Origin of the sequence: Paenibacillus sp. FSL H7-0716 (genome assembly GCF_038002705.1) — a bacterium.
GTDB classification, from domain to species: Bacteria; Bacillota; Bacilli; order Paenibacillales; family Paenibacillaceae; genus Paenibacillus_AQ; species Paenibacillus_AQ odorifer.
The window spans coordinates 93,020-116,699 of sequence record NZ_JBBODA010000001.1 but is presented as its reverse complement, the minus strand read 5'-3'; the positions used below and the strand labels follow the sequence as shown (position 1 = coordinate 116,699).

At 42.4% G+C, this 23,680-nt stretch carries 22 protein-coding genes; 7 read left to right on the top strand and 15 right to left on the bottom strand.

What is annotated here, in order from left to right:
- Positions 1-10 precede the first annotated feature (10 nt).
- A complete protein-coding gene (locus tag MHH60_RS00605) occupies positions 11-1,174 on the bottom strand; it encodes a Gfo/Idh/MocA family protein (RefSeq protein ID WP_076135058.1) in 1,164 nt (387 codons plus the stop codon).
- Between the two features lie 157 nt (positions 1,175-1,331).
- On the opposite strand from MHH60_RS00605, the gene MHH60_RS00600 reads away from it, so the two are divergent.
- The 5 genes from MHH60_RS00600 to MHH60_RS00580 all read left to right on the top strand — a co-directional run bounded on the left by MHH60_RS00600 (position 1,332) and on the right by MHH60_RS00580 (position 5,943).
- Positions 1,332-2,165, top strand: coding sequence for an AraC family transcriptional regulator (locus tag MHH60_RS00600; RefSeq protein WP_076135060.1), 834 nt, complete (start codon positions 1,332-1,334; stop codon positions 2,163-2,165).
- Positions 2,166-2,193: 28 nt separating this feature from the next.
- A complete protein-coding gene (locus MHH60_RS00595) occupies positions 2,194-2,670 on the top strand; it encodes a GNAT family N-acetyltransferase (RefSeq protein ID WP_076135062.1) in 477 nt (158 codons plus the stop codon).
- A gap of 34 nt (positions 2,671-2,704) precedes the next feature.
- Positions 2,705-3,559, top strand: coding sequence for an SDR family oxidoreductase (locus MHH60_RS00590; protein WP_076135064.1), 855 nt, complete (start codon positions 2,705-2,707; stop codon positions 3,557-3,559).
- A gap of 22 nt (positions 3,560-3,581) precedes the next feature.
- The gene (locus MHH60_RS00585) at positions 3,582-4,472 is read left to right on the top strand and encodes a LysR family transcriptional regulator (protein WP_076135066.1); all 891 of its coding nucleotides are present in this window, start codon (positions 3,582-3,584) and stop codon (positions 4,470-4,472) included.
- Positions 4,473-4,782: 310 nt separating this feature from the next.
- Positions 4,783-5,943 carry an asparaginase gene (locus MHH60_RS00580; RefSeq protein ID WP_076135068.1) on the top strand — a complete coding sequence of 387 codons (1,161 nt, stop codon included), beginning with the start codon at positions 4,783-4,785 and terminating at the stop codon, positions 5,941-5,943.
- A 63-nt stretch (positions 5,944-6,006) separates the two neighbouring features.
- On the opposite strand, the gene MHH60_RS00575 is transcribed toward MHH60_RS00580, so the two are convergent.
- The 9 genes from MHH60_RS00575 to MHH60_RS00535 form a co-directional block, all read right to left on the bottom strand.
- Entirely contained in the window at positions 6,007-6,699 is a 693-nt protein-coding gene (locus MHH60_RS00575; RefSeq protein ID WP_076135070.1) for an ABC transporter ATP-binding protein, read from the bottom strand.
- On the bottom strand, positions 6,696-7,760 hold the full coding sequence (locus MHH60_RS00570; RefSeq protein WP_232061342.1) for an ABC transporter permease: 1,065 nt from the start codon (positions 7,758-7,760) through the stop codon (positions 6,696-6,698). Before MHH60_RS00570 ends, MHH60_RS00575 begins: the two co-directional genes overlap by 4 nt.
- A 123-nt stretch (positions 7,761-7,883) precedes the next feature.
- Complete coding sequence (locus tag MHH60_RS00565; protein ID WP_076135074.1) at positions 7,884-9,260, bottom strand: sensor histidine kinase; 1,377 nt, start codon at positions 9,258-9,260, stop codon at positions 7,884-7,886.
- On the bottom strand, positions 9,257-9,934 hold the full coding sequence (locus MHH60_RS00560) for a response regulator transcription factor (protein WP_076105601.1): 678 nt from the start codon (positions 9,932-9,934) through the stop codon (positions 9,257-9,259). Before MHH60_RS00560 ends, MHH60_RS00565 begins: the two co-directional genes overlap by 4 nt.
- A gap of 71 nt (positions 9,935-10,005) precedes the next feature.
- A complete protein-coding gene (locus MHH60_RS00555; RefSeq protein ID WP_076135076.1) occupies positions 10,006-10,812 on the bottom strand; it encodes an NmrA family NAD(P)-binding protein in 807 nt (268 codons plus the stop codon).
- Positions 10,813-10,829: 17 nt separating this feature from the next.
- On the bottom strand, positions 10,830-11,279 hold the full coding sequence (locus MHH60_RS00550) for a MarR family winged helix-turn-helix transcriptional regulator (protein ID WP_076135077.1): 450 nt from the start codon (positions 11,277-11,279) through the stop codon (positions 10,830-10,832).
- 141 nt (positions 11,280-11,420) lie between these two features.
- Positions 11,421-12,614 (bottom strand): metallophosphoesterase, encoded by a 1,194-nt coding sequence (locus MHH60_RS00545; protein WP_076135079.1) that lies wholly within the window; start codon positions 12,612-12,614, stop codon positions 11,421-11,423.
- 152 nt (positions 12,615-12,766) lie between these two features.
- Complete coding sequence (locus MHH60_RS00540; RefSeq protein WP_051491008.1) at positions 12,767-13,177, bottom strand: bacteriohemerythrin; 411 nt, start codon at positions 13,175-13,177, stop codon at positions 12,767-12,769.
- Between the two features lie 135 nt (positions 13,178-13,312).
- Complete coding sequence (locus MHH60_RS00535) at positions 13,313-14,182, bottom strand: cation diffusion facilitator family transporter (protein ID WP_076129330.1); 870 nt, start codon at positions 14,180-14,182, stop codon at positions 13,313-13,315.
- A gap of 249 nt (positions 14,183-14,431) precedes the next feature.
- Here MHH60_RS00535 and MHH60_RS00530 point away from each other — a divergent pair, with 249 nt between their 5' ends.
- A complete protein-coding gene (locus MHH60_RS00530) occupies positions 14,432-15,790 on the top strand; it encodes an outer membrane protein assembly factor BamB family protein (RefSeq protein ID WP_076135081.1) in 1,359 nt (452 codons plus the stop codon).
- A gap of 37 nt (positions 15,791-15,827) precedes the next feature.
- On the opposite strand, the gene MHH60_RS00525 is transcribed toward MHH60_RS00530, so the two are convergent.
- Complete coding sequence (locus MHH60_RS00525; protein WP_036678216.1) at positions 15,828-16,331, bottom strand: ferritin; 504 nt, start codon at positions 16,329-16,331, stop codon at positions 15,828-15,830.
- A gap of 127 nt (positions 16,332-16,458) precedes the next feature.
- Between MHH60_RS00525 and nagZ the strand changes: the two genes are divergently transcribed.
- On the top strand, positions 16,459-17,757 hold the full coding sequence (gene nagZ, locus MHH60_RS00520; protein ID WP_076135083.1) for a beta-N-acetylhexosaminidase: 1,299 nt from the start codon (positions 16,459-16,461) through the stop codon (positions 17,755-17,757).
- 19 nt (positions 17,758-17,776) lie between these two features.
- On the opposite strand, the gene MHH60_RS00515 is transcribed toward nagZ, so the two are convergent.
- The 4 genes from MHH60_RS00515 to MHH60_RS00500 are packed head-to-tail and all read right to left on the bottom strand — an operon-like array spanning position 17,777 to position 23,630.
- Positions 17,777-18,865, bottom strand: coding sequence for an efflux RND transporter periplasmic adaptor subunit (locus MHH60_RS00515; protein ID WP_076129326.1), 1,089 nt, complete (start codon positions 18,863-18,865; stop codon positions 17,777-17,779).
- A gap of 30 nt (positions 18,866-18,895) precedes the next feature.
- Complete coding sequence (locus MHH60_RS00510) at positions 18,896-20,284, bottom strand: ABC transporter permease (RefSeq protein ID WP_076135085.1); 1,389 nt, start codon at positions 20,282-20,284, stop codon at positions 18,896-18,898.
- Positions 20,271-20,993 carry an ABC transporter ATP-binding protein gene (locus MHH60_RS00505; protein ID WP_076135087.1) on the bottom strand — a complete coding sequence of 241 codons (723 nt, stop codon included), beginning with the start codon at positions 20,991-20,993 and terminating at the stop codon, positions 20,271-20,273. The genes MHH60_RS00510 and MHH60_RS00505 overlap by 14 nt, the downstream gene beginning before the upstream one ends.
- Positions 20,994-21,032: 39 nt before the next feature.
- Positions 21,033-23,630 carry a hypothetical protein gene (locus MHH60_RS00500; protein WP_081388974.1) on the bottom strand — a complete coding sequence of 866 codons (2,598 nt, stop codon included), beginning with the start codon at positions 23,628-23,630 and terminating at the stop codon, positions 21,033-21,035.
- Positions 23,631-23,680: the final 50 nt, after the last annotated feature.

The window sequence follows — 23,680 nt, the reverse complement described above, 5'->3', positions numbered from 1 at the left end:
TGATTAGAATTTAATGAGTTCCCTTAACATCAAAGGTTTGGGCGGCTGTGGTTTCCTTGTTGAAGTTAGAATTCTCTACCTTTTCCATGAGCTTCTCATAAAATAAATCTTCATCAATCGGTAACTCCACCCAATCGTCGGTCCAAGCCGATAAATACATTCCATTAGATAGTGTTAGACCGTGAATGCCTTCCTCACCCGGAGCTAACAATTTCTCCTCATGTAGAATAGCATTCGTAAAGTTCCGCAAAATTCCTTTATGCTGCTCCCCGCCACCCTCTTCTACAGGAATCTCACATCTCCAACACTCTGGGCTGCCGAATCCTCCCATAAACTCTGCATTGAATTGCGGCTCCGGCGTGCGTAGACGCCAAAAGGTTAGCTTCCCGTCTTCCACTACGATTTTTCCATGATCACCAGTAATTTCGAAACGGTTAGTTCCCGGTGCTTCACCTGTTGTAGTGATAAAAAGCCCTGTCGCACCATTTTCATATTCCACATAAGCGGTTACATCATCTTCAACCTCAATATTGCGGTATTTACCAAAATGACAAAACGCTCTGATCCGCTTAGGCATCATACCTGTCGTCCACTGCCATAAATCTAGTTGATGAGGATCTTGATTCAGCAGTACCCCACCACCTTCGCCTGCCCATGTTGCCCGCCAACCACCGGAATTATAGTAACTTTGTGATCTGTACCAGTTGGTGATGATCCAATTTGTGCGGCGGATTTCGCCTAGTTCACCAGATTGAATGAGATCCCTAAGCTTTTGATATAAAGGATTCGTCCGCTGGTTATACATGATTCCGAATTTGCGATCAGACTTTGCTGCAGCTTCGTTCATCTGCTTAACAGCTTTGGTATAGACCCCAGCCGGTTTCTCTACCAATACATGATAACCATATTGTAAAGCCTCGATAGCTAAAGTTGGATGATCATAATGTGGAGTACAGATTAATACTGCATCTATGAGATGAGACTCATATAACTCTTGGGGTGTTGTGAATTTCTGTACACTTTCCGGTAAATGCTCTTCTGCCCATTTCAAACGTTCTACCCTTACATCACATACAGCTGTAAGCTCAGCATCTTTAATTTGATTCAACAGACTTTGTGCATGTGCACTCCCCATATTCCCAATTCCAATTATGCCATACCGTACTTTATTCAATCAGATCACTTCCCTATTTGAGGTTATGTTATGAGAATATACTTAATTAATAGACATGAACATGAGCGAAACTAAGCATTATTTGCATAATAATAAGATGATTTAGTTAAATAAATTCGGTATAATAAGGATAATCAAGTCATAGAGGAGCTAGATGATGAATAATCCAGGTAACCTTACGGGCAGATTCCTCCAGAATCTTACCGTAAAAGTGACCCATGCCCAACTTAGAAGCGGATTTAGCGGGTGGAATCGTACGCTGGAAACTCCAACATTTAATCGACTGTATTTTATTGACCGCGGCGAGGGAAAAGTTATCATTAACGGTGTTACTTATTATCCGAGAGCAGGTCAACTAATGATTATGCCCGCAGGAAGCACTCAAACTACAGAAACGTCAATGAATGATCCCTATACACGCTATTTCTGCCATTTTGATGCTGATATTGGGGAGTGGCCCTTATTCCATTCGGCAAACAAACTGTTTATCTGTGATGCGCCCAACCCAGATTCGGTACGGGTTATTTTCACAGAAATGATCGAACAGTTTCAAAAAGATGATGTATTGTCCATTCTGCGTACTCAGGCGAACGTCCTCAATCTAATTGCTACTTGTCTTGAATCGAACGAGAATATCAAAACAGACTTTATGCAAGAATTTATACATACGGGGGATCAGGGAAAGCTCGCCTATGTTCTTCAATATATTGATGAGCGGCTGGATAAACCCATAGAAATAGAAGAGTTAGCAGAAATTGTCCACTTACATCCGAACTATTTCATCCCCTACTTCAAGAAATTTATAGGGGTTCCCCCCATGCATTATGTACAATTGAAAAGAATGGAGCATGCTAAAAGACAGCTTTCTTATAGCAATTTCAGCATTTCAGATATCGCGGAGCAAGTAAGTATGGAATTAGCCCATTTCTCTAAATATTTCAAAAAGACAATAGGAATCTCCCCTTCTGCCTATCGTAACAGCACTAAGTAAATTTATTAGGGAATGTTTAAAACATGTGATGAACTATAATAAAAAGGCTCTAACCTACAATTTTGAGGTGGTGAACAATATTCTTATCAGAACAGCATCTATAAGCGACATCCAAGAGATAGCAAGACTCTCAAGCCAGCTTGGATATCCTTTGAATATCGAACAATTAGGAGAAAGACTACAAGAAATCGGAACACACAAAGATCATACTGTATATGTAGCTGAATCAGATCACCAATTGGTAGGATGGATACATGCGACCGTTCGAATCTTACTTGAATCTCCTTCATTTGTTGAAATCGGAGGTCTAGTTGTTGATCAGACTTGCCGCGGAGAAGGAATTGGCCGACAGCTTGTAGAAACCTGTGAACGATGGGCAATCCAAACAGGGTTTAGCAAAATTAGAGTACGGACCAATCAAACCAGAGAAGATGCTGTACAGTTCTATAATCATATAGGATTTTCGCAAAAAAAATCACAACACGTACTTGATAAGGAACTTTAATCACACTCAGGACTTTTAGGGAGGCTCAATGGTTATGCTAGAATTAACTTTGCATCCAACATTAGAAGGAAAAATCGCTGTGATTACCGGAGGAGCCGGTGTATTATGCCGGGTTATGGCGCTAGAGTTAGGTCGGCAAGGAGCTAAAGTCGCGATTCTAAATCGTACCGCAGCTAAGGGAGATTTAGTTGCCGCTGAAATTACAGCCGCTGGAGGTCAAGCCATTTCACTTTCCTGTGATGTTACAGATCAACATAGTGTTATGAAAGCCGCAGAAGCTGTTAAGAATCACTGGGGTCCTTGCGATCTATTAATTAACGGCGCTGGCGGAAATGACTCCTCAGCAAATACGACCCAAGAGATTTTCAAAAATGATGACCTGGAGAACCCGGACATATTTACTTTTTTTGACCTTAGTGTAGATGGATTTCGCAATGTGATGGACCTTAATCTGATTGGAACATTGATCCCAACCCAAGTTTTTGCCAAGCAGATGCTCGGCAGAACGGGCACATCTGTTATTAATATTTCATCCATGAGCGCACCTTCTCCAATGACTAAAGTACCTGCCTACAGCGCTGCCAAAGCAGGAATTAATAATCTCACCCAGTGGCTCTCCGTTCATTTCGCTGAGTCTGGTATACGTGTGAATGCCATTGCCCCTGGCTTTTTCCTTACTAAACAAAATGAGAAGCTGTTGGTTCGTGAAGATGGCGAGCTTACAGACCGTTCCCAAAAAATCATCTCTCATACTCCAATGCGCCGCTTTGGACAGCCGGAGGATCTGCTTGGTACACTACTCTGGTTAGCAGATGAAGCAATGTCCAGCTTTGTGACCGGAGTTACCGTCCCCGTTGACGGTGGATTCTTGGCTTATTCGGGAGTATAGACTAATCTAATGAGGGATTACAATGATTGTAGATCCATTACGCGTATTCGTTACTGTAGCTGAACTGAGTCATTTTTCCAAAGCAGGAGAAGCGCTGAATTTATCTCAACCCGGTGTCAGTCTGCATATCCGGAATCTTGAGAATGAGCTCGGTGCTAAACTCCTGCATCGTTCTTCTAAACAGGTTAGATTAACAGAAGCCGGCAGTATTCTTTATAAACACGCCAAACAAATATTGGTTCATTTCGATGAAGCAAGTCAGGAAATCCATATGCTTCAGGACGAAGTCACTGGGAGTATACATATCGGCGCTAGTTTTACTATTGGTGAATATATTTTGCCGGCAAGACTTGCTGATTTTGCCAATCAATATCCGCAGGTCAAGCTGCAAGTGACGATAGGCAATACTGAGGAGATTATTGGAGGCGTTAAATCCAACGAACTGGACATAGGGTTTATTGAAGGTGAGGTCCATGAGAATGATCTGAATGTCACTCCTTATATGAAGGACGAGATGATTATGGTCGCTCCTGCTACCCACCCTCTGTCAAAAGCGATTTCTGTGGAGCAGAGTATGTTGCAGGATCAGGTTTGGGTGCTTCGCGAACACGGCTCAGGTACACGAGCTTTCAGTGATCATTTCCTACAGGAGGAAGATATTTCTGCTAAAAGATCCTATGTCTTCAACAGCTCTCAAGGTGTTAAAGAAGCTGTGGCCTCCGGCCTCGGAATCGCCATGCTCTCCAGATGGATTGTACGGAAGGAACTAGAAAGCGGTGAAATCAAAGAGCTGCCAATCAGGCAACATCATCTGGAAAGGCAATTCTCAATCATCCGACATCAAGAATGTTCTTCTTCCTTAGCTACCGATGTCTTTATAAAAAAGCTACTTGTCTATAGAAAAGACAAGTAGTCAGGCTGCCGAGAAAGTCTCGGCAGCCTTTTTATATGAAATAAGGAAGCCAAAGATAATCCTAAAAGATATGTAACTAAACATAACATACATACGGGATTTCACTTTAAAAATAATATAATAAAATTCATAGAATACGTAAGAAAATAGTCGATATTCTATAATAACAATACATTTAAGCGCTTTATTCATATGTTAGTAAACTTGTCACAATATAATATGCATAGATATAATCCAATCATGAATCACTAATATGTTATATAACATCACATATTTGTGAAAGCAGCTAATCAAATGGGAGGTTACATCTATGAATGGATTACAAACAAAGCTCGCCAAAACTACTGTTGCCGCAGGACTCACTTTTACTCTACTCTTCTCCGCTACACCCATGCTTCCCGTTTCTACCACTTACGCTGCTGAGGTCACCCAAACGATTGAAGGAACGGTTAAGCTTCCAAAGGTCCAAGTCATAGCGACCGGTGGTACTATTGCCGGTAAATCTGTGGATGAGACCAGCTTCCAGAACTATAAAGCCGGGACTTTGTTAATGGAAGATATGGTTAAGGCGCTGCCTAACCTTAAAAAGTTCGCTGATGTAACTAGCTATCAATTTGGGAATTCAGGCTCTGGCTCGTACACTATGCAACAACTATATGATCTCTCCTTAAAAGTAGATAATGCACTCGAAACTCAAGATGGCATCGTTGTAACTACAGGTACAGATACAATGGAGGAAATTGCTTATTTCCTTGATCTCACGGTGCGTAGCTCCAAACCTGTCGTAGTAACTGGCTCCATGCGTCCATGGACTGTTATCGGAAGTGATGCTCAGGCCAATCTATTTAACGCTATTAAACTAGCTGCTAGTGGAAAAACGAAATATTATGGTACTGTGCTCATGTTAAATGACGAGATTCATACGGCTAGAGAGGTTACAAAGACCAATGCTTATCGTACAGACACTTTTGAAAGTCCACAACTAGGAATCCTCGGATATATCGATGAAAATAATATAAGAATATATCGTGCAAATTCCAGAGCACTCCTGACCGCTGACAAATGGGCAACACCATTCGATCTTACTAAGATTAAAAGCAGCGATATGCCTAAGGTAGAGATTGCTTATGCCTACCAAGATGCTGGTTCCGGAGCAATTACAGGGTTTGTCCAAGACGGTGCAAAAGGCATTGTTACTTCAGGTACAGGGGCTGGTGGTCTATCCAAAGCGATGGGGGAAGCTCGCACGAAAGCAATTAAGGAAAACGGGGTGATCTTCGTGTCTACCACACGTACGGGTTCCGGTTCCAACTATGCATCAGGTGACGGCATCATTGCCGGAGACAATCTGAACGCAGCACATGCCCGAATTCTACTAGAACTGGCACTCTCATTCAGTAGCGATTTCAACACTATTAAAGGTTGGTTTGACACCTATGGCTCAGGCCAAGTCACCATAGCTGACAAATAAGTGAAACCCATGTTCACACAAGAAAACGATTCATGCCATCAATGGCATGAATCGTTTTCTTTACTAAATTTTGCTTAACTCATGTTCAACCAAATGCCCGTCTTCCAGATGCAGAACACGGTCACACCATTCGAGCATCCGTTCATCATGAGTGACCATTACCGCTGCTTTACCTTCATTCTTCACCTCATCAGCGATCATCCGCACAACTTCTCTTCCGCGTTTGAAGTCCAGACTGGCTGTAGGCTCATCTGCAAAGAGAATCGCTGGTTTATTCATCCATGCTCTTGCGATAGCTACACGCTGCTTCTCCCCACCGGATAGCTGCTCCGGATAGTGATTACGCCGTTTCCAGATATCCAAACGTTTCATCAAATCGGCAGCCCGTTCCTTCGCTTCCTTAGCACTCATTTTCCCCTGCTTAGCTACAAAAAGGAGTTGCTCCTCTACCTTCAAATAAGGCAATAGTTGAGCGCTTTGGAACATGAAGCCTATCTTCTCTAAACGAAGCTCTGTCAGCTCACTTTTACTTTTATCTGTAAGTGATTCCCCATCTATAAAAATCTCACCGCTAGTAGGTGTTAGAAGCGCACCAGCCGCTGAAAGGAATGTACTTTTCCCTGTACCCGAAGGTCCTAGGACGGCAACGAACTCCCCTTCATTCACGATTAGATTCAAATTGTTCAGCACAGACACCGTTGTATCGCCATCACCGTAGTTTTTGGTTACTTGCTTCATAATTAGTTTTGCACTCATGCTCCAGCCCTCCCAATAGCTTCTAATGCATCTACTTTTGCCACTTTAGCGACAGAAATTAGTGATCCTAAAAGAGACATCCCAACGAATAAACAGCTGGTTAAAAGAATGGTGGAAGGCTCCAGTTGGAATGGCATCGAATCAGGTAGAACCTTATTCATCCCAAAGGTAAGCAGTAAGCTAATGCAAAGACTTGAAATAGCTAAAATCATAACCTGCCCTACCACACTCCAAGCCAAGTAAGACATTTTGGTACCCATCGCCTTCAGAATACCAAACTGGCTAGTTTTCTGAATCGTAATGACATAGAAAAATACTGCCAGAACAAACGCTGCGATCACAAACAGGAAAACAATCATCATAAGCAGTGAACCCTGCTCAGCCGAGTAGCCCGGAACATTAGATATAGCTACTTTTTGCGTAATGACCTCTACATCTTTTACATTCGTTGAAATCTTATCTACTTGATCAGCATTCGCATTAAGGGCAATCACATTAAACGGTACCGACGAAGAGTTTTCTTCTCCTTGGTTAACCCCCTGCTTCATAGCTTGCCAATCCTGATTGTTGATATAAACTACTGGGGTATGGCTGTAAGAGCTATCCTCAACAAAACCTGCGACAGTAAATTCCATCCCGGTTGCCTGATCACGAATGAAACTGCCAAGTTTGATTCCTGACTGTTCCAGGTCACGATCAACAAGGACTTTACCGTTTGTCTCATTTGTAATCTTGTCACCTTCAACTACTTTAGGAGCTAATAACCCATTCATATCTACTGCAAAAAAAGTAATATCTGCTTTTACGTCTGCATCGTTAGCAGTGACAGTGCTCATCTGCATTGCAAGCGAAGACGCATTATTGTCTCCAACTACTGCACGTACATTCTGGAGCTCCGCATCTGTTAACTGAGAACGTCTAAAGGTCTGATCCGCATCACCTTGTACTACAAAATAATTCGCCGGCATGTTCTCTACTGCAGAGATATTTGCATAAGCTAATCCTCTGGCTAGTCCCGTGACGAAAAGTACAAGAAAGGAAACCAATAACATGATAACCATAATTAATAGGTATCTGGCTTTAGAATGTCGCATTTCCCTTAAGGCTAAAAACATATTACCACTCCTTCTAATCTGTATAGTCACAGTTTAGAAGATGAAAATGAACGGAGTATGAATAATGAATTACAAAAGCGGAAGTGTAACTGTAAAGGTAGTCCCTTCACCCAAAGTACTGGTTACTTCAATGGTTCCGTTATGCGCTTCTACGATTTTTTGAGAAATCGCAAGTCCAAGTCCGCTGCTATGGGTTTCATGCGTTCGTGCTCGATCTACTTTATAGAAACGATCGAAGATTAACGGTAACTCCTCGGCTGAAATACCTTCACCAGTATCAGACACAGAAACAATACAGTTCTGTTCCACAAGCTTCGCGGAAATCATAATGGAACCCTCAGCAGGTGTGTATTTTATGGCATTGGAGAGCAGGTTCATCCATACCTGGAACAATAGATTTGAATCCCCTAGAACGCTGATGTCAGCAAGATTCAAACGCACGGCCAGTTGTTTCTCTGTTAATCTCCATTCCATGATTTGTACGACCTGTCTTAGTTGTGCACGCAAGTCTGTCGACTTTTTCTGTATGGAATTAGGATCATAATCAAGCGAAGACAAGGTAAGCAGCTGTTTGCTTAGCAAGGAAAGGCGATGGCTTTCTTGGTCAATAATATTGAGATACTGTAACCGTTCATCCTCAGGTAAGGTTGAATCTTGTAACGCTTGGGCAAATCCCTGAATAGATGTTAATGGCGACTCAATTTCATGCGATACATTAGCGACAAATTCCTGACGTGCCCGATTTGTTCGTTCCAGCTCCCGGCTCATAATCATAAAATGGGAAGCTAACTGACCAATCTCATCACGCCGCCACGTATTCAATTTGATATCGTATCTGCCTTTTGAGATCCGTTTAGTGGCCGTCGTCAAACGTGTAATAGGTCTAACTACATGCAGTACGCTAATCATTACAAAGCCTAAGCTAAACAACACGGTGAACCCAATGATCACAGCGAAAAAGACGCGGAGCTCACCGAACTGTACTTCAGCATCCGGACGCATAAACAAAGCATACGTCTCATTGTTTACTTTTACAGGAACACCAATTGAATTACGCAGTTGATTATCAAAAAATCCGGTAATAAATGCACTGTCCGGGAAATCCGCGACCCCATGATAAATTTGCCCATTCAGAACCTTCTCTAGTTGCTGCTCATCCAAATCTTCTTTTCTAAAGGGCTTACCGTAGAATCTTGATTCCCCTTCAGCATCTGTTAAATAGATTTTATAACCTAGCTTGGCTATACTCCGCAAATAATCCTCCATCGTTTCCGGATGTGATTCTGCGAATTGTTGAACCTCGATAGCCATTCCGGTAAGTTTGGCATCGTTCTGAGATTTAATCTGGGCTTGATAGTAGATATTAGACACCAAAAATCCAAGAAGGCTACTTACCACAATTACTGAACAGAAGACAATACACATCCGGACATACAAGGATCTCATACGTTAACCATCTCCAATTTATAACCAATGCCTCGAACGGTTCGGATCACAAAATCCTCCTGATAATCTATGAAGCGTTGACGCAAACGTTTGATATGTACATCGACTGTTCGCTCATCACCTTCATAATCCATGCCCCATACCAGTTCAATTAACTCACTACGTGTATATAACCTGCCTGGATATTGTGCGAGTTGGGCCAGAAGCTCAAACTCTTTTACCGGCAGCAGCAGAACCTCATCACCATCGGTTATTTCATAATTTTTGCGGTCAATGACTAGAGAATTTAATCGAATCCGATCATCTGAAGCAATGGAATAGCGGCGAAATAACGCTTTGATCCGGAACAGCAACTCTTCAGGCTCAAAAGGTTTCGTTACATAATCATCCGTCCCCCGCAAATAACCTTGCTCTTTATCACTCAGCTGCTGGCGTGCTGTCAATAAAATGATCGGAATATCATACGTTTCTCTAATATGCTGACATAGCTCTAACCCATCTACATGTGGCATCATTACATCTACGACCGCTAAATCCGCAATACTGTCCTGCAATTTATGTATCGCATCTCGGCCATCACTGGCTTCCATCACCTGATATCCTTCCCTTGTTAGTACATGTTTTAATAATGTTCGAATATTCACATCGTCATCTGCTACTAAAATCTTCTTCATCATTTACACTCCCTGAATAATGGATGAACTCATAGTAACAACTTTATAACGATAGAACAACTAAAGTCAGATCAAACAAAAGGCTTGATACTCTCTCTAAGTGTGGTAACCGGCCGCTCCATCAGTCTCTCCAGATCTTTTGATGTAGAAGCAGTATCTATCTTCGCAAGAAACGAATATATCCAATGCTGAATACTTGAATCCTGGCGATACGTAATTCTTTTCCCTGATAACTCTGATAATACATCAACTAAGTCATTAAAGTCCCAAACGTTAGGTGCGGCTAGTTCGTAGACTTGGTTCTCATGTCCACTCGTTGTAAGAACCTTTGCCGTAGCTAAAGCGAGGTCCTCACGAGTGACAGAATTAAACTGCCAGTTCCCTGGATAAGTGGGTAGCTCGCCGCTTTCCATCGCTTCCTTCAACCCAAGCACACCCACAAAATCTATATACAAAGCGTTACGCAGAAACGTATAAGCTATCCCTGATTCAAGAATCAACTGCTCAGTTAGTAAATGAATATGATAAGAAGGAATCGGACCTTTGGGGGGAAAGGCAAATCCAGTATAAAGCAGATGTTTCACATCGGCTTTTTTTGCTGCATGAATGACCTGAGCATGCTGATTTAATCTGATCTTATCATCGGTATGAGAGCTGGAGATTAAAAGTAATGTTGTGACCCCTGTAAAAGCTTCAATTAACGAATCCAACTGGTCATAATCGCCAAAACGGACTTCGAACCCTTTTTCTAAATAATTAGCAGCTTTCTCTCGCTGACGAACACAAGCAATAACTTGACTAGCCGGAACATACTTCTCAAGGTCCTCCATAATTAAGCTGCCTAATTGACCTGTGGCTCCTGTAACCATAATCGACATACATAACACCCTTTCTGTTATTCGAATGTACTGAGTTTTTGTAATAAAAAGATAAGTTGGTGTAGCTCCTGATCATTCAGGTTCTGCATTCTCTCTGCGACAGCCTGACGATTCTCTGGAAGATGCTCCAGAAGTAATTGCTGGCCTTCACTTGTAATCGAAATGACGCTTTTTCTGCCATCCTTTGTATCATTCGAACGGGTTATTAATCCATCTCGCTCCAATGGTGTTAACAGCATGCTTATATTAGCTTTGGTAACTCCAATAATTTGAGCCAATGTAGAAGGTAAAATCGCACCTCCATGTTTAGAGATCTCCACCAAGATACGAATTCTTGCTCCGTTCAATCCTTTCGACTGCCAATATTTCTCAGAAACAGAAACTAAATTTGCAGTAGCTTCAACTAATGTAAAAAATGCTTTGGTATGCAATGGCTGATTCAGCACAAACTGTTGTAAATGATCCATATTCTATAATTCAGCTCCAATATAGTTAAGTCCTTAACTAATTTTAAACATACTATAATCCCCATGAGTTGTCAAAAAAAAAGAAGCCGCCTCACCTAGCAGATAAATCTGCTGATGAAACAGCCTCTAAATAAACTCACCTTAGATTAACACCGTTTTTGTGGAAACAGGCTCTTCACTGTATTTTTTAGAATCCTCCAGCATAACCTCCAGCTTAATGATCTCCGACCGGCTAGCTAAACGAATTGGGGGTCCCCATGTTCCATATCCTGACGACACCACTACATGCAAATTGTCCTTACGAAGATATCCCCAGTCCAGCTCGAACAAACGTTTAGTGATCCAGTGATTAGGAGCAATCTGTCCTCGGTGCGTATGACCAGAGAGTAGAACGTCTACCCCAGCTTGAGCGGCTACGTCGAATCCTGTAGGCTGATGATCCATCATAATCACAGGACGTGTAAGATCAAGTCCTTCGAGCAAGGTGCTTACACTTTGTCTGCCACCAGCTTCCATCGCCTCGGCTGTCTTGTCTTTTCGGCCTACAATATAGGTTCCTGCGACTTCTTCAACCTCATCTTGCAGGACCTTGATCCCAATACTACTCATCAAATCGGTATATTCCTTAATGGATCCACCATAATATTCGTGATTGCCCAGTACTGCGTAGACACCATAACGAGCTTTTAACTGTTTAATCTGTTCACTCATACTATTGCGGATAAAAGGTTCAATGCTGTCATCCAAGACATCTCCAGCCAGCAAAATCACATCGGGTTGCATAGCGTTCATTTGTGACACCATTTTTTTGAGATGACGATTGCCCACGATATTCCCTAAGTGCAGGTCTGAAGCAACCGCGATCGTTAACGGCGTGCTGGTGCCAATAGATTTATCAATAGGAATGGAATGTGTGCGGATCACGGTACTCCAGGCGTTGATTGAACCCCAGACCAGAAAAACTGCCAGTAATATCAGAATTGTCCCGCCCGCTTCTGCGATGTAATAGGTACGATCGATTCCCGACCATCCCAGTATCACATATAATAGGTCTGCCAAAGGTAACGTAATGATAGCAAATTCCATACAGGCTAGATAATACGATCCAATCACTTTAAAGAATCTGGCGATCGGTTTAACCGACTTTGGCCATGGGATCATTCCAATGACATACGCAAAAGCGATGAGCATAAATAATGTCCAGAATACTGCTGACGAAACACCTGAAAACCACTCATGAATAAGTAACCAGCCGTGATAGCCAATGTAGAAATTAACAAGACCCAGAATGAGCAGCATAGCAAATCCTGAAGCTAACATTCGTAATGTTTTCATCGTTTCTCTCCCCTTTACCTTACTACTTCTCTACTTCTTATCTCAAATCATAACACAAACCGTTAACCCAGTATAAACTGCAATGCGGTGTTCGGAAAACATCGGAACTAAAAAAAGAAAATGCCCATCGGCATCTTCTTTGGAAGTTTATCTTATATCGCTTTATCACGTGTGGCCATACATTGACCAATCAGCTTATCACATTTATTGATGTGATTTATCAGCCAGTCTGTTAACGTTCGATTAAGCTTGATGGTTGAGAGTACGGATACTCCCTTTGTTTTGACCGTTTCTTCCAATTCGAGAACAGCCTTCACGAAATCAGCATGCGTCTGACGATGTTCAGCTAGTTCAGGGAAGTTGATCTCCTCCATCAGTTGCTCTTCATTACTGAAATGTTCAATCGTGTATTCTTTTAAGAATTTCAGCGTTTCCTCGATCTTTTCTTTCCCTTGCTGATTACTGCATGCTTCAAAAAACTCGTTCAATTTCGCTAGCAACTGTCTGTGCTGGCAGTCAATTTTCTCTACACCGATATCATATGAATCTTTCCAAGCGATCATGAAATCACCATTCCGTTTCTTGAAAATTACATTTCAATTTTATTTTCCACCTTTCTCCACAAAAGAACTATTAACAACATCACAGGTGCCTATATTCAACCTTTAGCAGTACATATGGCACCAACTGATTAATTTCTACTTCATCACGGGTTCGATATGTACAAGTACATTGGAAACTTGGTGCCGGTCTTTTAACTGCTCTTCAATTTCTTCCGTAATATCATGGCTCTGCACCACACTTAGCTGAGAATCCACTAGCACAGTTGTGTCAACTAATACGTTATTCCCATGGATACGGGCTTTGATATCTTTTATGGATTGTACACCATCGATTTCTGCCACAGTTTCTTTCATATGTTCAAGCTCTTCCGCATCAAATCCGTCCGTTAGATCATGCGTAGCTTTGCTAAAGATATCCCATGCCGTCTTACAAATGATTAGTCCGACAATGATGGCTGTAAGCGGGTCAAGCCAAGGAACGCCCAAGGAGGAAGCCACAATTCCGATAAAAGCGCCCACGCTAACTATAGCATCTGATCGATTATCCAGTGCTACTGCCCGCATTGCGTTACTGTTAATGGCACGGGCCAGCCTAATATTATACATATAGACAGCCATCATAACTACAGCACAGCCCACTGCCGTCCACGCCGCTATGAGATCAGGACTTTCCAGTGCTGGTTGAATAAATTTGTTCACAGCTTGGTACAAAACTTGAAGCCCTACCGCAATCATAATGAATGAAGCAATTAATGAAGCCACGGTCTCCGCTCTAAAATGCCCGTAGCTGTGGTTCGAATCCGGCGGTCTTCTGGAAATCTTCAGGCCAATTAGTACCGCGATAGAAGCAATAATATCTGTACTGTTATTCAATCCATCTGCAAGCAACGCTTGAGATCCTGAGACCGTACCTATGAACAGCTTGATAGCTGATAAAAAGATATATGCAACGATGCTTAGCCAAGCTCCTTTTTCGCCTTGTTTAATGTCGTTATAAGTTTCCAAAAAAAGAACCCCCAAAGAATAGTATTGTTCTATACTACACTTTGAGAATCGGGTGGGTCTAGAGAAACAGTGTTGCTACGGGGCGCAATAGTTCCCTCTGTCAAATAGAGTTGCAAGGTCAAAACTGTTTTGCAGGACGTAACATAGTTTGCCCTCGTTCAACTTTGCTTCCATTCTTCTCGAATAGTAACTTTTTGCTATTTTTATTGTCTAATTATAGTAATGACAAATTCAAAGGAGCGTGGAGTGATGATTCAGTCTTTGCCGAAAAAAATTGTTACATGTTTAGCTATAGGCAGTATTTTAATTCCAATAACAAACAGTGGATCAATGTCAGTCATTTCCGCAGAAAAAGCAGTTGTAAGCCTAAGTAACACTTATTACAGTGAAGTCACAGCCCCGATCCTAAAACCTGTTTGGTCAGCACAACTCGCCATTTTAAAAAAAGACAGAATCACCGGACAGGACATTACAGCACTCGCGGAAAACGGGAAGATCTTTGCGTTGCAGCGCAATGAAAAATTAACTGCAATGAATGCGGCAACAGGCAAAAAATTATGGGAGTTCGGAAGTGGATTAGCGCCACTATTCACATACAGCAATGGATTTATCTACGGTCTGACCCAAAGCGGCTCCCTATATGCCGTTAATGAGGCAGGTAAAAAAGCATGGTCGGCTTCCATAACACTCCCGAAAGCTACAAATATACAACGTTTAGGATCTACTATATATGTTACTCAAGAGGAACAATTAGCAGCAGTTGACGCCGTAACCGGAAAGATCAAATGGAAGGCTGTAGAGAAAAGCAATAACTTTACAGGCTTATCAGAGGTCATGGAATCAGATGGGGTCATTATTCGCAGCTATCTGTCTCAAGGAGCCTTAACAACTGCTGGACTGGCTGCTTATGACAGTCTGACTGGAAAAAAGCTATGGGACCAGACCCGGCAAGCGATGCCGTTAGCAGTGAAGGATGGGCTCCTCTACTCTATCACGAATACATTTATGATGGATGATGACCCGGTAAATCGAAAAGTCAAAGTATCCGTGTTCAACATAAAGACAGGTGAATTAAAAGGAGAACGTTTATATACATGGACAGATACCGAGAATAAAGATGGTGTGTATAGTTATAATGGGATGAATGGAAACGCGTTTTTGGATGGAAAGGACTTTTACATCTTTCAGGGCAGTAAGTTTGTGAAATATGATTTCTGGAATTATTCTGCAGAAGGTAAACCGGTGCAAACCTGGGCCTCGATGGTTAAAGAAAAAGACTTTCCATTGAACCAAGTTTATCAACAAAGAATGTTATTTCAAAATCAAGATAAAGGTACTTTATCCGCACTTAAGTTAGGAACCGGACAGCTTGTCGACCTCAATATTGGAGAGAATCCGGTGGTACAGACGGATCTGTTCGGAAACGTGGTTTATAGTGGACAATCTGATGGCCTATTTCACGCTTATGACATGTTAACACTAAAGCCTATTTTCACTGTGAACACAGGCTCTCGTAACTTTTCCCCTTCCCTTAAAACTGGAGGGATGCTGATGATTCGGACGGATAATAAGCTGCTCGCGATTAAGCTTCCTGCATCTATAAAATAAAAAAGCCTGATTTCTCAGGCTTTTGGGCTTCAATAACTTATTCAGCCGGAGCTGTAAAAGTACGTGCAGCAAACTCGGCATCCAGCATGTAGAAGGCGTTGCTATCTTTATCAATTCGTTTCAGTTTACTGATGATGTTGCTAAAGAGTGCCTCTTCTTCTACTTGCTCGTCAATAAACCATTTCAAGAAATAAATCGTCGCGTGTTCACGCTCATCCAGAGCAAGGTCAGCCAAATGATAGAAGCGTTTAGTGTTCTGCTGTTCATGCGCGAAGGCATGTTCAAAAGCATCTAACATCGAGTTATATTCGTTCTTCGGCTCTGGTAGTGCTTCTAGCGTAGCACGGTTATCCCGGTCGTTAAGGAATTTATAAATCTTCATGGCATGGAACCGTTCTTCTTCGGCTTGAATTAGAAAAAAGTTTGCAAAACCATCCAGACTTTCGCCGGAACAATAAGCAGCCATCGCTAGATAAACATGAGCGGAATAAAACTCGAAATTCATCTGTTCATTAAGTGCTTGTACTAATCCATCTTTCATTGGACCGTCACCTCATTATTCAAATTTAATATGTAAATATTTAAGTTTATCTTATCACCGTGCTTCTAAGTCAGCAAGGATTCCTCTCCCAATATCTATTTTAGCTAACGAAAGGACGACTATTCAGATGATTAGATTCACCCGTCACAGCCTAAAGCCTAAAATTTCCGGTACACTCTTCATTATTGCAGCTATGGTGTCACTGTTCCTCATAGCTGGCTGTTCTAATAGCAGCAATAATTCACAGTCCGAAGCTACCGATTCACCGGCCTCCCAATCCACACCTGCACCAACCACCAGCTTGGCTCCCACCCCCTCAGCAGTCAGCGATCCAATTGCTCTTCAGGTTGCTGAGATGACTTTGGAAGAAAAAATCGGACAAATGCTCCTAGTTGGAATTGATGGAACTGTCCTTGATGAGCAAGCTAAAAAGATGATTACCGAAGACAAAATAGGTGGAATCATCCTCTATAAGGACAATATTAAAAGTCTGAAAGGGATGATCAGTCTTATCAATTCTATGAAAAAGAGTAACACTGGCAACCCTTCCCCACTATTCATGAGTGTTGATCAGGAGGGTGGAAAAGTCAGCAGGATGCCTAAAGAATATGCTACATTCCCTTCTAACGGAATAGTGGGTGCAAGTAATGATCCTGCCGCTGCCGAGAAAATGGGAAAGCTGCTCGCAAGAGAAGTACGTTCAGCAGGATTTAATATGAACTTCGCTCCCGTTCTCGATATCAATAGCAATCCAGACAATCCAGTCATCGGAGACCGGTCGTTCGGCAATGCTGCTGGCCAAATCATTGCACTAGGGATTGCCGAAATGAAGGGAATTGAGAGTGAAGGTGTCATTCCTGTTGTCAAGCATTTTCCAGGACATGGAGATACTTCTGTCGACTCCCATCTGGATCTGCCGATTGTGAACAAAACAGCCGGTCAGCTAGCCGAATTAGAATGGCTCCCCTTCCAAGCAGCCATTAAAGAGGGGACGGACGCCGTAATGGTCGCTCATATTTTGTTTCCAAAATTAGATCCAGACAAACCCGCATCCTTATCGCGTACCATTATTGGTGAACAGCTTCGAGATGAAATGGGCTACCAAGGAATCGTAATTACTGATGATCTAACCATGGGAGCCATTATGAAGAACTACGATCTGGCCACAGCAGCAGTAGATACTGTGAATGCAGGTAGTGATATTCTCCTTGTCGCTCATGGCTATGATAATGAAAAACGGGTCATGGAGTCCCTCCTACAAAACGTAAAAAACGGTAAGATTCAAGAAACACGGATTGATGAAAGCGTCTATCGGATCTTAGCCTTAAAAGCCAAATATAACCTTTCCGATGAGCAAATCCCGGTTCCTGATCTTACCGATCTTAATAAAGATATTAACGTTTGGCGTCAAACGATTAAGAAGTAACTCTAAGCGTTAGTCATTTTTACTGAAGAACAACAACATCTCCAACCTTCAACCCAGAGAGAACCTCTGTTTTGTCCGTTGTTTCCAGACCCACTTCGATGTCTTTTCGTTCATATTGCCCGTCCCCTTTATCCAGCATAACGTAGGAGAGGTCTCCTTCATGCATTACAGCTATGCTGGATACAACGGTGGCATTTTCTTTGCGAACTGTTTCAATTTCTCCGTTTAAGCTTAAGCCACCAATCAAATGCTCGTCAGGCTGCAGCGTGATAACCACTTCGAATTGAGGAACAGAACTGGCAGTGGCATTCTGACCTGAAGCAGTCTTCGCAAATTTCGCTACCTTCGTAACTTCTCCAGATAACTTCAAATCTTTTATAGCTGTCATTTTTACGTCGACCTTCATGCCTGTCTTTATACGGAAAACGTCTTGTTCACCTACAAGAGCAATGAATTCTAGCTTGTTCATATCTACTATTTTTCCGATATATTGATTATCTGTCACTGTTTGCGGAATTTCGCTTGCACTGTCAAATAAGAAAATGCCGGTTGCCGGAGCATAATAAAGTGCTGTTTTGAGTTTGGCTTTTTTCTCTGTTAATTCACGTGCCTGTATTTCGGCATTGACCTGATTAAGCTCGTCCCCTAGCCTTGTTGCTTCTTGAGCTGTGAGTGCTTTAATCCGTTCTGCTTCAGTCGCACCAAGGGCTGCATTCTCCTCGTCTTGCTGGCTCACAAATGCATTCAGCTCTGCTTCCAGCTTTGCTTTACGGATGGTCGCCTCTTGTGTAGCAATCTCATTCTTCAAGGCTTCCTGATCGAGAGTAAACAGTAAGTCACCTTTTTTGACCTGTCCACCGTTCTCAACCTTCCACTTTGTCACCTTTGAAGCATATGGAGCATAAACAAGCGTTTCTTTCTCATAATTAGAATTACCTTTAACCTGTATGGAATTGGTAATGGTCTCCTGTGTGACCTCAAAAGTTATGGCTTGTGGGGGTTCAACAGGCTCTAACTGCGCTTCAGGCTTATACATCTTACTATATAGAAAATAACCTGCTGCAATTATAATCAGTACCAATACAATCCACTTGATTCTCCTCTTCATCACTTTGGCTTCCTTTCAACTTAAAAATAGCTAATCCCGTTTAATCGCCGTGAGTGCATTCGTTCTGGATGCACTGATCGCCGGATAAATACCCGATAATACCCCTGTCATTACCGCAAATGCGATCCCTACCGGAAGAGTCATCAGAGGAATATAAATCACCAAAGGCTCGCCTCCACCCATTCCTGAAGAGTTACCGATGAGCTTATTAATTCCTAATACAATCAAGTATGAAAAGGCTATGCCGAGCAAGCCGCCCAACATCCCGAGCAATGCCGCTTCTGTAATGAACATATTGCGGATCTGGCCCATGTTGGCGCCCAACACTTTCATAATACCGATCTGCCGTCGTCGTTGATGAGTGGACATAGTCATCGCAACGATAATGGAGATTGAAGCAATAATCAGAATAAATACACCTATACCGAGAGCTGCTTTCTTGACCATGCTGAAGGTATCAGCGAGTGCCTCTTTTTGATACAAATTTGTGCTTGTTGTTAAGGTAAGTTTCTGAATAAGCTTCTCTAGTTCCACGATATTCTCAGTGCTGTCTACCTTTACAATTGCTGAGTTATAGACACCCTTTTGCCCAGCGGTTCCACTCGATAGCTTCATTTGTTCTACAAGCCGCTCGCCAGTCTCTAGAGACACATAGATCTTCTTGTCGTACATAGCCATATTTTCGTTCGTTCCACTCGGGTTGTCGAGGATTCCCACCACTTGAATCGGTGAGCTAACTAACATCCCTCCGGTTTGAGAGGCGGGATCAAAAGATTGTAATTGAACCTGTTGCTTATACATATCTGTTGGTAGCATGCTTAAGCTGTTGTACTGTTCCATCAACTTATTGTTATATGGATCTGTACTCAATTGTTCAAAAAGACGCTGCCGGGTTTCATTATCAATCAGTCCAACGGTTGCACCATAGTTCAGTACAGCCATTCCTACCAAATCAGAAGGTCCGCCTTGTTTGAATTTCTTATCATATTTCGTTAACAAGCGTAGATCCGTTCCAATAAGCTGTACATCCGTTATTTTATTATCGATAGTCAACATCTGTATGTACCCTAGCTCTTGAAAGGGAGCTGCTGCAGTTACATGCCGCAAGCCTTTAATAATTTCCAGCTTCTGCGCCGTCAGCCTGCCGGGATCAAGCTTTTCATTGGCCGCAGACGATCCGCTGCCACCGCTGCCTCCTCCTTGGGAGGGTATACCTCCGTTGGGAGACACCGTAATTTCATCCATTTTGAAATTGCGGTTGATTTCCCGCTCCGTGTAGCTCTGTGCGGAGTCTCCTATACTTAATGCAACTATGATTGCAGCACATCCAATGGATATGCCAGCCATACAAAGACCTGTGACAACTTTCCGCCGTTTGACCTGTTCCCAAGCCAAGCGAGAAATATCACTTATCCTCAATGAGTATACCCCCTTCGAGTTCAGTATTCGAAGAAGTTTGGTTTTCAGTAATCATATATCCGTCCCGAAGTGTGAATATCCGCTGCATTTGCTCCGCGACTTTTAGCTCGTGAGTTACAACTATGAAGGTGGTCTTCATCTTCTTGTTCAGGTTAAGCAGGATATTGATAATTTCTTCTTCTGTCTTCGAATCTAGGTTTCCGGTTGGTTCATCTGCAAAAATAACAGATGGTTCCGTAATCAAGGAGCGTGCAATACTGACACGCTGCTGCTGTCCGCCAGACAGCTGGGAAGGGAACAAGTCGGCTTTATCAGGAATGCCGACTCCTTCCAACAATTCTAAAGCTTTTTGTTTACGTATAGAGGGTGCAACGGATTGAAAAACCAGCGGCAGCTCTACATTTTCACGGACTGTCATGCTAGTAATCAGCTCATAAGCTTGAAAGATAAACCCGATATTTTTTCTGCGAAATTCCGATAGCTTATTCTCACTCATCTTCACGATATCTTGATCGGCAATATAAATATGGCCTTCAGTAGGTTTCATTAGTCCTGCCATCAGATTGAGCATCGTTGACTTACCGGAACCCGAGCTCCCCAGCAGTGCCACCATCTCCCCCTCTTTCACAGAAAAGTCAATTTGATGAAGCACTGCTGTAGTTTCATTACCGTTTTTATAAGAATGCGTTACATTTTCCACTCGCAACATTGGAGCTGCTCCTCTTCGTACAATAATAGATATGAAATGCTATTTCTCAGTTACAACTGCTCTATCAATCTTGATGTTATAAGCTTGACTAGCCAGCTCGATCCGTTCGCCTTGGAATTCATCGTACAGCGTGATCCGGTAGGTTCCTCCTGACAAATTCTTATACATATTATTGCTAAAGCTTGCTGTATACGAGTTGTTGGTCCCTTCAAGAATATCGGTGCCAATGTTCAAGCTTCGTTCCTGAGATAGACCATATGGATCCGTCATTTTGAGAACCAGCTTATGCGTGAAGGTTCCCATATCATAGCTGCTGTCACGAAGAAGATTGTAATTCATAACTATATTTATAGAGTCACTGCCTTGTAGTGAGCGTCCTTCCGAACTTAGAACGGACATGGTATACGGATAAATAGCCACCTTCGTCAAGTTCTTCTCAGGTGGTGTGATGACCGGATTTAATGACAGTGAAGCCATATTAATAAATCCAGTGGATTCCTGACCGGGTTCCGTCAGTTTATTCCCAGTAATCCCTGGCCCAAGGAACAGGCTTACATCCGAAGCATTAACAGCCTTGGGAACCTTCGCCCAGAAGGTGATTAATTGCTTACCGCCTGGAGTAGCAGACGTATCCGGCTGATTGGCTGTAGCTTCGAATAGCTGACCATCTCCCGTTTTGTAATAAGCTTGGAGGCGAGCCATTTTGCTTTGTCTTTTCTCTTCACTGCTCAGAAGCAGCTCTGTGTATACGAGATTGGAGTTAAGGCCTTCATATATAATGGTTTTGTTCTCTTGCACTTTAGCGTTTTTGCCTTTACCAGAGATAACATAACTTCCTCCAGTTTCAATAGAAGCTACAGCGTTCATCATGCTGTTCGTAGTAACGGACAGGAACGAGCTTTTCTCTTCTTTTACCATAGAATAAAGATTTAATTTTAATTTATCGAACTCTTGTGTATAAGGAATTTTGGCAAACACATAGATTTCAGCGTTTTTACCGGGCCCAATCGTTGAAGTTTCCTTATCCATAAACAATTCCGTTGAAGATGACATGTCCTCATTGTCTACCTGAACAGCTCCCTTTAATTCCGGCAGAGACAAGGCAACCGATTGGGTATTCGTAATATTTAATCTGGCAACAACGATATCATCGTCTTTCCATGGAAAACGCTGCAAGGAAACTAAACTATAAGTAAACGTCCCATATTCATTTGTTGCTCTATATTCCATACCTTTCTGTATCTCAGGACGCAAGGTATAGGAGATCGTAAAGTAAGCAACCGGAACCGTTAGTTTAGCTGTGTTGCTCGTAACGACATTAGTTCCACCAGTGCTTCCAGTTGCTGCACCTTCTCCAGTAGTTCCCGTTTCACTATTATCTGGAGCAGAAACAGCCTCAATCATCTGCAATTGCAGTGAATTCTGTTCTACTTCAAGGGGTACCTGTGCGGTAAGCGGGATGATTTTTTCCTCCAGCGGTTTTATGGTTAATCCGCTCAAGCCCTTAGAATTGATCGGAAAGGTTGTCCCAGTTGAGGATTTGACGGCAAGCTCATAAGAAGGTAACGTAACGGCTGACTTCCCTGTATTCTTCACTCGCAGCTGAAAAGTCCAGAATCCCTTATTGTTCTCTGCGTATACGGTTGCGTTATTTAATTGGGTTTCAACCGTATTGTTATTGATGGTAATTTTCTTGATTACACCTTTGCCAACTACTAGATTTGGTGTAGTAGCCGCAGGCAGCTTGTACGAGGATTTGGCAATCTCCAGCTTCAGCGCCTCATCCTTTTGGGTGAATTGCAGTTTCATATTCTCCGTCTTCATATACGAAGGAATTTCTGTAAGATAATAAATGGTCTTTTTCTCTTGGGGCTGAATTTTATAACTAAGCTGAGAACGGTCAAGGGCTAATTCATATGAGCTTCCTCCTGCCGAGACCAAATATGCTGCGTAACCAGGATCACTTAATACTTTGCTGCCTTTATTGGTCAAGCTTATGCCCACCTTGGCATAAACCTTTCCGCTGTATTTGTAGAGCTCCAAGGATTCACTTTTAGCAACAACCGGAATGTCATTCATTGTAGTGCTTACATTTTTACCGTTTACAGCGGTTGGCGAATAGTTGGCGGGTATATTAAAAGTTCCTACTTGCTTGAGATACCCCTTGGTTTTGGAATCCCAAACGTACATTGGAATCTTGATACCTTTTAACGAATTTACCTGACCGACATTAACATAATAAGTAACGCGCAAGCTTTCGTTAGAACCCACTTTTTTCTTAGTAGCGTCCGCACTTAGTGGATTCCCTGGAATGACAGAGCCGCCAGAGGTCATAACTCTCGAAAAATAATACAGTAGGCTAGCACTTTTATTGCTGCCATTCGAATAGTTAATTGTATAAGTTAAAATATTGCCTCCAGGCTGTGACCAAATATTCACATCTTCCAGTGTAGCTTTGATATTAGCTCCTAAAGAAACGGAACCCAGATTACTAGGAGCTGTTACAGTTGCAGCAGCTACCGCAGATTTTGGCTGAACAGAACTAACTGCCGCAGCCGAAGCGGTATGCCCTGTCAACTGGCTTATGACAAAGGTGCTTAAGAGTAAAACAACATATGTACTGCTATGCTTTCTCATTGACTTCCCTCCACGAGTATTTTACTAGAATTATTATAGTGGTTAGCGCA

Excerpts from the sequence above, each read along its gene's own strand:
- MHH60_RS00600 (WP_076135060.1), top strand. The coding sequence starts at position 1,332 with ATGAATAATCCAGGTAACCTTACGGGCAGATTCCTCCAGAATCTTACC.
- MHH60_RS00595 (WP_076135062.1), top strand. The coding sequence starts at position 2,194 with ATGAACTATAATAAAAAGGCTCTAACCTACAATTTTGAGGTGGTGAAC.
- MHH60_RS00590 (WP_076135064.1), top strand. The coding sequence starts at position 2,705 with ATGCTAGAATTAACTTTGCATCCAACATTAGAAGGAAAAATCGCTGTG.
- MHH60_RS00585 (WP_076135066.1), top strand. The coding sequence starts at position 3,582 with ATGATTGTAGATCCATTACGCGTATTCGTTACTGTAGCTGAACTGAGT.
- MHH60_RS00580 (WP_076135068.1), top strand. The coding sequence starts at position 4,783 with ATGAATGGATTACAAACAAAGCTCGCCAAAACTACTGTTGCCGCAGGA.
- MHH60_RS00575 (WP_076135070.1), bottom strand. The coding sequence starts at position 6,699 with ATGAGTGCAAAACTAATTATGAAGCAAGTAACCAAAAACTACGGTGAT.
- MHH60_RS00570 (WP_232061342.1), bottom strand. The coding sequence starts at position 7,760 with ATGGTTATCATGTTATTGGTTTCCTTTCTTGTACTTTTCGTCACGGGA.
- MHH60_RS00565 (WP_076135074.1), bottom strand. The coding sequence starts at position 9,260 with ATGAGATCCTTGTATGTCCGGATGTGTATTGTCTTCTGTTCAGTAATT.
- MHH60_RS00560 (WP_076105601.1), bottom strand. The coding sequence starts at position 9,934 with ATGAAGAAGATTTTAGTAGCAGATGACGATGTGAATATTCGAACATTA.
- MHH60_RS00555 (WP_076135076.1), bottom strand. The coding sequence starts at position 10,812 with ATGTCGATTATGGTTACAGGAGCCACAGGTCAATTAGGCAGCTTAATT.
- MHH60_RS00550 (WP_076135077.1), bottom strand. The coding sequence starts at position 11,279 with ATGGATCATTTACAACAGTTTGTGCTGAATCAGCCATTGCATACCAAA.
- MHH60_RS00545 (WP_076135079.1), bottom strand. The coding sequence starts at position 12,614 with ATGAAAACATTACGAATGTTAGCTTCAGGATTTGCTATGCTGCTCATT.
- MHH60_RS00540 (WP_051491008.1), bottom strand. The coding sequence starts at position 13,177 with ATGATCGCTTGGAAAGATTCATATGATATCGGTGTAGAGAAAATTGAC.
- MHH60_RS00530 (WP_076135081.1), top strand. The coding sequence starts at position 14,432 with ATGATTCAGTCTTTGCCGAAAAAAATTGTTACATGTTTAGCTATAGGC.
- MHH60_RS00525 (WP_036678216.1), bottom strand. The coding sequence starts at position 16,331 with ATGAAAGATGGATTAGTACAAGCACTTAATGAACAGATGAATTTCGAG.
- nagZ (WP_076135083.1), top strand. The coding sequence starts at position 16,459 with ATGATTAGATTCACCCGTCACAGCCTAAAGCCTAAAATTTCCGGTACA.
- MHH60_RS00515 (WP_076129326.1), bottom strand. The coding sequence starts at position 18,865 with ATGAAGAGGAGAATCAAGTGGATTGTATTGGTACTGATTATAATTGCA.
- MHH60_RS00505 (WP_076135087.1), bottom strand. The coding sequence starts at position 20,993 with ATGTTGCGAGTGGAAAATGTAACGCATTCTTATAAAAACGGTAATGAA.
- MHH60_RS00500 (WP_081388974.1), bottom strand. The coding sequence starts at position 23,630 with ATGAGAAAGCATAGCAGTACATATGTTGTTTTACTCTTAAGCACCTTT.